The sequence below is a fragment of the Butyrivibrio sp. genome, from assembly GCF_017433805.1.
In the GTDB taxonomy this organism is placed as follows: Bacteria; Bacillota; Clostridia; order Lachnospirales; family Lachnospiraceae; genus Butyrivibrio.
Map to the genome: position 1 here is coordinate 1 of NZ_JAFRGN010000038.1, position 10,326 is coordinate 10,326.

Below are 10,326 nucleotides of genomic sequence, written 5' to 3' on the forward strand. Positions count from 1 at the left end.
TAGTATCAGTTTTATTGGGAGGGGTTATGGCAACTAAGATCAAGTCAGTTTTCTTTTGCCAGAGCTGCGGCTATGAATCATCCAAGTGGATGGGCCAGTGCCCTGGCTGCAGAGAATGGAATACATTTGTTGAGGAGACAGTTAAGCCCACTACTAAGGCCTCAGGCAAGCAGGCCAGTGGCATTAGCAGCGGCGAGTTTACTAAGCCTGTCAGTCTTTCAGAGATTGAGATGAACGACGAGGAGAGGGCTGACACTCATATCGGGGAATTCAACAGAGTTCTTGGCGGAGGACTTGTCAGAGGCTCACTTATACTTGTGGGCGGAGATCCTGGTATAGGCAAGTCTACACTTCTTTTACAGGTCGCAGGTAATCTTTCCGGAGACAAAAAAGATATCCTATATATTTCAGGTGAGGAGTCCCTTAGGCAGATCAAGCTGCGTGCAAACAGGCTGGGAAGCTTTTCTGAGAGCCTCAAGTTCCTGTGTGAGACTAACCTTTCTAATATTGAGGAAGCAATCGTCAGGACCAAGCCTGAGGTTATCATAATTGATTCAATTCAGACCATGGCTAACGAGAACGTGTCCTCTGCACCTGGAAGTGTATCACAGGTCAGAGAGTCAACGGCCGTTCTGATGCGTATTGCCAAGAGCATGAATATTACAGTATTTATCGTGGGTCATGTTACCAAGGAGGGTCAGGTTGCCGGACCAAGAGTTCTGGAACACATGGTAGATACAGTGCTGTACTTTGAAGGAGACAGGCACGCTTCCTACAGAATCTTAAGAGCAGTTAAGAACAGATTCGGTTCAACCAACGAGATTGGCGTATTTGAGATGCAGGAAAAGGGACTTGTAGAAGTTACCAATCCATCTGAGTTTATGTTGGATGGAAGACCTGACAATGCAAGTGGTTCTGTCGTAACATGCTCTGTTGAGGGAACAAGGCCGATCCTTATCGAGGTTCAGGCACTTGTAACTCATACGAATTTTGGATTCCCAAGGCGTCAGGCTAACGGAACGGATTACAACAGAGTTAACCTTCTGATGGCAGTCCTTGAAAAGAGGATTGGCCTTCAGCTGGGAGACTTTGATGCTTATGTTAATCTTGCAGGAGGAATGAAGGTGGCTGAGCCATCCCTTGATCTTGGAATCTGTCTTGCTATCATCTCAAGCTTTAAGAATAAGCCTATCAGTGATGATGTGATAGCTTTTGGAGAGGTAGGTCTTTCAGGAGAAGTAAGGTCAGTTACTATGGCTGAAGCAAGAGTTCAGGAGGCAGAAAAGCTCGGCTTTAAGACCTGTATTGTGCCTAGAGCACTTGCGGATAAGCTCAAAAAAGCTTACAAGAACATTGAAATTATAGGCGTTGCATCGGTTTCAGATGCAATGAAATTAATTTAAAAAATTTTTTTCTGTCGATTTAGACGGTATGGGCATACAAACATATTTAATCATAATTTGTTCACAATTTACAAAAAACATTTCCAATATGATTGAAGATGTGATTTTTTCTTTGGTAGAATATGTGAGTATGTTAATTATATACATGTAATTACATTGGGGAGTTGTTAAAGGTGATGTCTGGGCGAGTTGGTAAATTTTGGGCTTTAATATTTGCGGTGACCATTTTTATAGCTGCAATGGGGAGCAGCAGTGTCGTTTCGCATGCTCAGGATTTTACTGACTATAATTTGCCCGTGACTGAACCGGCGCAGCCTGCGTATGAAGAATCCGAGGGGGATTCAGAAGACGAGATATTACTAGGGGACTTAAAAGCGGATTCATTAGGATACGGAGTAGACTTTTTCATTATTATTGAAATTGGTACGACGATTCCTAATGAACCTGAAAGTCGCCCGGTTTCCGGAGAAGAGGGCGAGGTTACTGATCCGGAGCCGACAGAAGAGGTTACAGAGCCAGGAACAGGTTCAACTGAGGAAATTGTAGACCCAGTAGAACCACAAGAACCAGAACCTGCCGCTGGAGAAGGTGGCGTAGATGAACCTGCGCAGCCACAGCAGCCGGCAGTTGATGTTTCTGAGCTTGACTTCAACGTATATTCCAAGGAGCTTGAGACAGTTGTCATCGATGGCGAGGAATATGTTGGAGGATTTGTTGTAGATATTCATGACAAGGGCGGCAAGCTTCTTGCACAGCATTCTTATGGTGCCCTTGGACAGGAAATAGGATCAGCGTATATTCTTGGAGCATGTGCTACAGCTTCTGAAGAACTTACAGGAGATTCTTCAATTTTTGATCTGTCTGCTAATCAGAACAGTGGTACAGCCGTTTCTTACAAGGATCAGGTATTTTTCATAAACGTCAATTCCGCATATATCAAGAAAACAGATGAGTTTCAGGTGATTCCTCTATTGTTTAACGGTCAGGAGGTTAATGCTGGAGATATCAGGATTTCTGATGAAGGTGGTAATGTTCTTGCCAGTGTCAGCACAGTTCCCAAGGTGCACAGTAAGCAGAAGATTACTGTCACAGCAGGCACTTCTGTTCAGAATGACAGGGGACAGACTCTTACTAATACAGAGGCCATTGTAACGGATGGAAGCCTTATGAAGGGCCACAGAATTGAGGCTACTTTCATAGGAAGTCTTACAGGTCCAGGTGAATGCACCAACGAGATAAGTGATATCCATATTTATGATAGAAACGGAAGAGATGCTACAGCTTATTATGATGTAGAACTCCAAAAGGGACGACTTGTCCTTGTTGCTAATGGCTCAGAAAGCACTGCTGACAGTAGTAATACTGGCACAGTAATTACTGAGACTTTGGTACGAGATGATAGTAAGGCATCCGCTGGTAGCAGCCAGCAGGGATCAGTGAAAGATAGCTCTGATAGGGCAAGCGTTGGTACATCAGGTTCTGACAAGATCAGACTGTCAGCTGGTGACAACGAGGCTAAATCAGGCAAGATCAGTGCTACTGAGGGTGTGAGCCAGACTGATCAGAATAATGCTGGAAGTAATGGCTCAGCACAGGGCGCAGTTCTAGGTGCCAGAAGGGCAGATACCGGTGATACAAGCATGGATCCAGGGGTTAGACTTGTTCTTATAGTGCTTTGCATAATGCTAATCTCCATCATAAATATAAAAAGAAATAAAACGAATTAAAGTGTAATATTTTAATAATAAAGTGTCGATAAGATTAATGTATGAAATCTTGTTGGCACTTTTTTTGATGCCCAGGATTCGGAAAAAGTAGTTATACCAGTAGTCTACATTGGTTTGGAGGGGCGTTCATGTTCCGTAATAATATGCTTAGAAGAATATGTAAATCTATTATCTGTATTGTCATGGGAGTCATAGTTCTTTTCCCAGCATTCAAAAACAATTCATTTGCATCTAATTATTCCGATACGGTAGGTATTTCTGAGGATGCTTATCAGACTCTGCTGAAAGGAACAACCAAATATAACGGAGTTGATTATGCCGAGGACCCTAAGGATCCAAGCAGGAACTATAATCCGCTGTATTATTTCCTCAACTATGCGGATCTGCGAGCAGCTTATGGCGCCAATCCTGAGGAGCTTGTTAAGCACTGGGCTCTTCTTGGTAAAAATAAAGAGCACCGCATAGCTAACCAGCTGCTTGATAGAGGAGCGCAGGCTTATAGTAGTAAGAATGAGTATGTTGTTCCTTCCTATCAGAAGACCAAGACCAAAAAGGATGGAATGGTTGTAATTCCCAATGAGATACACAGTAATGGCGGAATGAACAGACGCCAGGAGATTGAAGCAAGGAGTATAGCGAGCCAGCTTGCTCAGGAGATATTTGATCAGGTTTCTGAAAATGGCGGCGGAACTCAGATTGAGATGGTTGCATATGCAAATGGTATCGTGAGAGCCTATTGCGATGCTGGAACCTATACTACAGAAGGAAAGTTATACAGAACAGCTTATGGAGTGTTTGTAGCACATGAGTATTCCTGCGCTGGATCCACTAGAGCGTTGGGACTTATTTTGGACTACCTTGATCAGATCATGACCGATATCACCAATGATCCTGAGGATGAAAGAACGTACCCTCCACTTAAGTGGGTGCATGTAAATGCCAACACCTGGAATGATCAGTGGTGCCAGATTGTATGCGATAACCACGAGGCCTATGCCGATCCAATCACAGCTCAGTCTGGATATGGCAAGCATCCAAGTGCAGGTGGTAAGAAGCAGGATGTCAGAAGCTATTACAGCTATGCAAACGAAAATGACGTTGTAAACACAAGGCCACCTCTGGTTGATGGTCCTACAACTGGCTACAAGATTACTGAAAATAAGCCTAAGAATTCTAATTCTATGAGTGGCCAGACAGACAGTTATTACAACAAATACAACAAGAAGTAAAAAATGCTATTAAGAAATTTAGATATCGCTCCGATAAAAGATTTCGAGGAAAAGATTTGAGAAAAAATATTGTTAGGAAGGCCAAAAAACATATAAAGAATACGGTAGCTCTTTTACTGACTGTAATTATGACAGTTTCTCTCTCAACGACAGTCAGGGCTAGTGGCTATGGCTATAGTACCATAGATTCTACTACCTTTAAGAGTAACTATAAGATCACTTCAATCCACATTGGCAGTGATGTTATGGATATTACCAGCAATGCTTTTTGGAATCTTAACAATCTTAAATCAATAACCGTAAGCGAGAACAATCCGTTTTATGCATCATACAGCGGATGCCTGTACGACAAGTACTACACAGAGCTTTTGTGCTATCCGCCTGCACTTGGCGGAACCTATATTCCAACGACTGTTGTGAGCATTGGCAAGAATGCACTGCATGGAGTTCCGGAGAAGCTTAAGAGCCAGATAAGAGATGTTGTTGATAATCAGGCTCAGGGGAACTGGATGGAAGATGATATTCCTGGTTCGCACTTTGTCCATGTGGATGGAACCATCAAGTGGAAGACGGAGGATGGATCGATAGTTTCACCGACATCCAATGTTATGAATCTTGCAGCACAGATAGTTGCGAATAGTACAAGCGGTGACATGACTCAGGCTCAGCAGTTGGAAGCGGCTTTTAGTTATCTTTCAGCTTATGTTTCTTACGAGAGAAGCCTTGATGAGCCAAGCGGAGATTGGACTAAGGAATATGCTTCCAAGACAATGGCAACCAGAAGAGGTAACTGTTATGGCTACGCTGCTTCTTTTGCCTATATTGCCAAGGGACTTGGATATGACGCAAGAGTATGCACAGGAACAGTAACTTCAGCTCTCGGCGGTAGAACAGATCACGCTTGGACGGAAGTTAAGATGAAGAACAAATGGTACATCTTTGATGCAGAGATGCAAAACGCCAAAGGTTCTGGCTACTACAAGCAGACGAGCGCTTCTTACCCGGCTGGACCAATTGAGACGCTTGAAAACTATGCTGTTGAGTTTTGACAAATAGGATAAAGATTTTGTTTTTTACATGGAGGTTCAATGAACAGATTACTTAGAATTACAATAGCTGTTGCAGGCACTGTCCTGGGAGTTTTCGTACTTAATATACTGCTGTTTAGTTTTTTACCAGCATATCATAATGCACTAGAGGGAGCAGTTGCCAGAGACAGGAATATTCCAGTGATCACAGTAGATGGCAGGAATGGTGAGGCTATTATCCAGAATAATGACAGTGCTGATCAGATGGTTACAGCTGTTCAGATAGAAGAGACAGAAACAGAAATGATTCCTCTTTCATCAGAAGCTCCTAAGGACAGCCGTTCTTTGGCTGAGGATGAGAACTTCGACGCCAAGATAGAGGGAGATGGTCCTCAGATCATTGATAAGGAGTACCACGAGGACTGCGGAACTGGCAAGGGATACTGGGTTATCAAGTATGCCGATGGAAGCACAAGCGTGGAACAGTAAAGAGACCTGATTATTAAGAATTATAAAGAAAATTATAAGACTTTGTTAATACTTTGAATGCTCAAGGGGTGTTAATATTATGGTGAAGAAATGGATGTCTTTTCGTAGATGCCACAGGAGTGTTTAGTATGCATCAGGTTACTTATATTTCTTATGGGGAAGGAACAGTCGATATTGTCCTTGATTCAACCAGCCTAACTGAAGTATCTGCGCCAGAATTCAGGTTTGGAGACTATTCTAAGGTTGTTACTTCCTGTTTTACCCAAAAGGAACTTGATAGAATAAGTAAAGGTGATAATGCGGAACTCACCTTTTATTTTGTTGTTTCGGATGAAGCAGAGAGTGAGGCTGTTTATGGCGAGTACAGCAGTGCCATCGAGGAAAATGAAGTTGTTCTGGGTAAGCTGAATGAAGGAATATACGTTGACATAGATGCAACCAAGACTTTTGAAAATGGCGAGGCAGTTCCTCTGGCAAATATGTCATCTGATATTGATCTTCAGGTTGATATCCCTCTTTATCTTGTAAACGAAGACAGAGCATACTATTATCTGACCAACAATATGGGAGAGTACGAGCTTTTTGAGGACTCTACGCCGGATGCGGATGTTTTGACTGTCAATACTGATACACTGACTTCCGGACTTATCCTTTATCAGGATAGCATGGAGAGTCTGGTGGACCGTAGCAAGAAGGGGGCAACTATAAGTCTTCAGCATGTTTTCATTGGCGGAATAGTGTGTCTTATAGCGCTTTGGTTCTTTATTGATTTTTTCCATAGGAATCCCAGACAGTAGAAGATTTTCCTAAGATGGGAAATTTTATTATCTTCTTTTTTTGATGTTTTTATGATAAGATATCTCTTGTTGTTAAATTTAGCTTGTTTTGCTTAATATAACGTGGGGCGTAGTTATGAAAAAGAAAATGGTCTGCTATATTGTTATGGCAGCATTGATGCTTTCTCTTTTGGTGGGGTGTTCTAGTGAAAAAATATCAGATTCCACTCCGGAATCTGTGGCATATAGTTCATACAGTGATGTTAAGATTGGTATTTGTATTTATCAGCTTGCTGACAATTTTATGTCCCTTTTTAGCAATGAACTAGTCAGTTACCTTGTATCAAAGGGTTTTTCCAGAGATAATATCATACTTCTCGGCAGTGCCAACAATGATTCTGTGCAGCTTTCTCAGGTGGAGGAGCTGATTGCAGGAGGTGCCAAAGCGCTTATAATCAACCCTGTTAATTCATCTGTAGCTCATTCGATTACTGATTTGGCTGCTTCTCATAATATTCCACTTGTCTATATCAACAGAGAACCAAGTGGCGATGAGGAGAACAGATGGGAGAGCTATCAGCTTGATGTCTGCTATGTTGTCTGTGATGCCAGACAGTCTGGGATCTATCAGGGAGAGCTGCTCCTTACGCTTGGCAATAAGGCTCTTGATAGAAATGGTGATGGCAAGATTCAGTATTTCATGATCGAAGGTGCTCCTGAGAATATCGATGCTGGCTATAGAACTCTTTATTCTGTATCAACACTCAAGAATGCTGATTTACAGCTTGATTGCCTCCTTGATGAAGTAGGTAACTGGGACTGCGCTACAGCTCAGCTTATAGTCAGAAAAGGCATCAAGGAAGGCTTGATTCCTGAGGTTATCATCTGCAACAATGATGCAATGGCCCTTGGCGCAATAGAGGCAGTAGAGCAGGCTGGTCTTAAGCCAGGAGAAGATGTCTATGTCGTAGGCGTCGATGCCCTTCCGGAAGCAATAGAGATGGTTCAGGAGGGTAAGCTCCTCGGAACTGTCTACAACGACTATGTATTACAGTCTCACCTCGCTGCAGATGCAGCAATCAACTACCTTCAGGGTAATGGCAACGAGCACTACATTGGCTGTGACTATGTGAAGGTTAACAGAGACAACGCCCAGGACATCATTGATGCGATCAATAATAAGAAGTGATGTATTGTGCTACACAGGTGCCGATGCTGTCGACCTCCTTCCTTTTGAGATTAGCCTGTGTGCGCGATATATGATATACAGATGTGCTGAAATAAGTTTTGGTTGATTTTATATTTTTGCCGTTATATAATGGAAAACGTCGTCGGGGTGTGGCTCAGTTGGTAGAGCACTATCTTAGGGAGGTAGGGGCCGCGTGTTCGAATCACGTCACTCCGATTTGCGCGTAAAGTGAGCTATGCGAGCAAAACAAAGCGGACAGCAGTTTGAGTTTACTCAAGAACTGCTGTCCGTTTTGTTTTACTCATACGGCGAACGCCGCGACAGCGAGGAACAGGCGAAGCGGTTCCGAGCCTGTCGGCATAGCTCACTTCTAGCTGTTTTGGACTGTTTGGCGCTATTTTGGGCGACGGTGCGATGGTATTGCAATTACGGCGGGCATGATGTATGATGACTTCTGGCAATTAGTTCGAAATAAAGCTAAGAATTACGTCTTGAATTCTGTTTTATTCAAAACTACAGTAGCTCGTTTCTAGAGTTACTGCTAGATTTCCAAATTTCAAATTATTATAGTAGCGGAGAGGATTTTTGGCTACGGCTATTTTCTATAGTTTTGCTTTTTAGACGTAAGCTGACTTGAGTGTTACTGCTGTGGTGGGATTGTTGAAGTTTAGGCAGTAATTCATGGGAAAATAATACTTTTCATAAGCGGGGTGCTTACTATATTTTTGTTGATTTTAGCAATTAGGCAGTAGCAAGTTTTTTGGCATACTGTTGCGAAATGAAAATAGAAAAACTAGACGTAAAAAGATACTTAATACAAGAAAGGAATTATCTAAATAATGACAGATGTTAATAAGAACCTTCAGGAGAGACTTTCGGAGGTAGAATCTCTTCTTCAGGTTGCTGATAAGAGGCTTAAAAGCTATAAAAATCTAGAAGAGGGGACTCTCCGAGTTACGGAGAGTCATGGCTGTCCGCAGTATCATTTTCGAAAGAAAGGTAGTGATAATGAGCAGTATATCCCTGCGTATGAGAAGGATAGAATTGCGTTGTTGGCGCAGAGGGACTATGACGAGAAAGCATATAAAGCTTTACAGGACATGCAAAAGAGAATTATTAAGTTTATTAGAGGCTTTGATGATGATTCGATTGAGCATATTTATGAAAGAATGTGTAATGGACGTAAGAGATTTGTTAATCCAATAGTGCCTACTAAAGAAATGTTTATAGAAAGGTGGATGGAAAAGCATAATGGTGGCGAGAATACTTATGGGGAGGCTACTGAGTTCAAGACAATTCGCGGAGAATACGTAAGATCTAAGTCCGAGAAAATACTTGCGGATTATTTCTATACAAACCATTTACCTTATCAGTACGAGCCGCGTTTTGAGCTTGATGATTACAGGAATAAATATCCGGATTTTGTTCTTTTAAATGTGCGCAAGAGAAAAACTATTTACTGGGAACATTTAGGACGAGTTGGAGAATTGGATTATGCCACAAGAAATTTCGCAAAGCTCATGGATTATGAAAAGAATGGGCTTATTATAGGAGATAATTTGATTGTAACGATGGAAACTTTGGAACGACCTCTGGATATTACAATTGTTGAAGAAAAGGTAAGATTGTTCCTTTTGTAATAAAAAAATATGTTGGTATTGGAACATATAATGGTAGCTCTTGTGTGTAAGTAGGCTGCTTTTTTGATACAATGGTTAGAATAATAGTTTTTCAGGGGATTGGAGGAGAAGTATGAAATTCGGACCAATTACAGTAAAAGACAAGCTTGGCAGAGACATCATTCTGAGGAATGCTGAGCCTTCTGATGCAGAAGACCTTATAAAATACCTGAAAGTAACGACTGCGGAGACACCATATCTGATCAGAGAGCCTGATGAAGTCACAATTACAATAGATCAGGAAAAGAACTTCATCCAAGGCAGAATTGATTCCGACCGTGAGCTTATGCTGATTGCCACAATAGACGGTAAGCATATCGGCAATTGCTCACTCATGGGAATTGGTGGCTATCGAAGATACAGACATAGATGTGATGTTGCTATAGCTCTCTATCAGGAATACTGCGGAACGGGAATCGGTAAACTAATGATGGAGACAGTTCTTGATGTTGCAAGAAGATGCGGCTATGAGCAGGCTGAGCTAGAGGTTATAGCTGGTAATAACAATGCCATTGCTCTATACGAGAAGCTTGGCTTTAGGAAATATGGGGGATTTCCGGATAATATGAAATATGCTGACGGGACTTATGTTGATGCCTGGTGGATGATGAAAAAACTGTGATTTATGTGGTCAGAAAGAAGAACATAAGTATTGATGTTTTGGTCATCGAAAACCAGTAATAAAGATAAATCACGCAATATTTGAGCAGTGCACGATTCGTAATGAAGAGTGCACTGCTTTTAATTTACGTATAATGAGTTGAGGCATTTAGATAGTGTAGTATATAAATATATAAATATAGAAA

At 41.8% G+C, this 10,326-nt stretch carries 9 protein-coding genes and 1 tRNA gene; all 10 read left to right on the plus strand.

The window, feature by feature from the left end:
• Positions 1-26 precede the first annotated feature (26 nt).
• The 10 genes from radA (at position 27) to IJI01_RS10045 (ending at position 10,142) form a co-directional block, all read left to right on the plus strand.
• A complete protein-coding gene (gene radA / locus IJI01_RS10000; RefSeq protein WP_292189584.1) occupies positions 27-1,403 on the plus strand; it encodes a DNA repair protein RadA in 1,377 nt (458 codons plus the stop codon).
• Positions 1,404-1,579: 176 nt separating this feature from the next.
• A complete protein-coding gene (locus IJI01_RS10005; protein ID WP_292189587.1) occupies positions 1,580-3,130 on the plus strand; it encodes a hypothetical protein in 1,551 nt (516 codons plus the stop codon).
• Positions 3,131-3,258: 128 nt separating this feature from the next.
• Complete coding sequence (locus IJI01_RS10010) at positions 3,259-4,359, plus strand: hypothetical protein (protein WP_292189589.1); 1,101 nt, start codon at positions 3,259-3,261, stop codon at positions 4,357-4,359.
• 56 nt (positions 4,360-4,415) lie between these two features.
• On the plus strand, positions 4,416-5,408 hold the full coding sequence (locus IJI01_RS10015; RefSeq protein ID WP_292189592.1) for a transglutaminase domain-containing protein: 993 nt from the start codon (positions 4,416-4,418) through the stop codon (positions 5,406-5,408).
• Positions 5,409-5,447: 39 nt separating this feature from the next.
• Complete coding sequence (locus IJI01_RS10020) at positions 5,448-5,876, plus strand: hypothetical protein (protein WP_292189595.1); 429 nt, start codon at positions 5,448-5,450, stop codon at positions 5,874-5,876.
• A 128-nt stretch (positions 5,877-6,004) separates the two neighbouring features.
• A complete protein-coding gene (locus tag IJI01_RS10025; RefSeq protein WP_292189598.1) occupies positions 6,005-6,673 on the plus strand; it encodes a hypothetical protein in 669 nt (222 codons plus the stop codon).
• A gap of 115 nt (positions 6,674-6,788) precedes the next feature.
• A complete protein-coding gene (locus IJI01_RS10030; protein ID WP_292189601.1) occupies positions 6,789-7,841 on the plus strand; it encodes a substrate-binding domain-containing protein in 1,053 nt (350 codons plus the stop codon).
• A gap of 143 nt (positions 7,842-7,984) precedes the next feature.
• Positions 7,985-8,057: transfer RNA gene (locus tag IJI01_RS10035), tRNA-Pro, on the plus strand.
• A 623-nt stretch (positions 8,058-8,680) separates the two neighbouring features.
• Positions 8,681-9,481 (plus strand): hypothetical protein, encoded by an 801-nt coding sequence (locus tag IJI01_RS10040; RefSeq protein ID WP_292189603.1) that lies wholly within the window; start codon positions 8,681-8,683, stop codon positions 9,479-9,481.
• 112 nt (positions 9,482-9,593) lie between these two features.
• Complete coding sequence (locus tag IJI01_RS10045) at positions 9,594-10,142, plus strand: GNAT family N-acetyltransferase (protein WP_292189606.1); 549 nt, start codon at positions 9,594-9,596, stop codon at positions 10,140-10,142.
• Positions 10,143-10,326 lie beyond the last annotated feature (184 nt).

What these genes read in the sequence shown, in the direction of transcription:
- radA (WP_292189584.1), top strand. Translation starts at nt 27, where the DNA reads ATGGCAACTAAGATCAAGTCAGTTTTCTTTTGCCAGAGCTGCGGCTAT.
- IJI01_RS10045 (WP_292189606.1), top strand. Translation starts at nt 9,594, where the DNA reads ATGAAATTCGGACCAATTACAGTAAAAGACAAGCTTGGCAGAGACATC.
- IJI01_RS10005 (WP_292189587.1), top strand. Translation starts at nt 1,580, where the DNA reads ATGTCTGGGCGAGTTGGTAAATTTTGGGCTTTAATATTTGCGGTGACC.
- IJI01_RS10010 (WP_292189589.1), top strand. Translation starts at nt 3,259, where the DNA reads ATGTTCCGTAATAATATGCTTAGAAGAATATGTAAATCTATTATCTGT.
- IJI01_RS10030 (WP_292189601.1), top strand. Translation starts at nt 6,789, where the DNA reads ATGAAAAAGAAAATGGTCTGCTATATTGTTATGGCAGCATTGATGCTT.
- IJI01_RS10020 (WP_292189595.1), top strand. Translation starts at nt 5,448, where the DNA reads ATGAACAGATTACTTAGAATTACAATAGCTGTTGCAGGCACTGTCCTG.
- IJI01_RS10025 (WP_292189598.1), top strand. Translation starts at nt 6,005, where the DNA reads ATGCATCAGGTTACTTATATTTCTTATGGGGAAGGAACAGTCGATATT.
- IJI01_RS10040 (WP_292189603.1), top strand. Translation starts at nt 8,681, where the DNA reads ATGACAGATGTTAATAAGAACCTTCAGGAGAGACTTTCGGAGGTAGAA.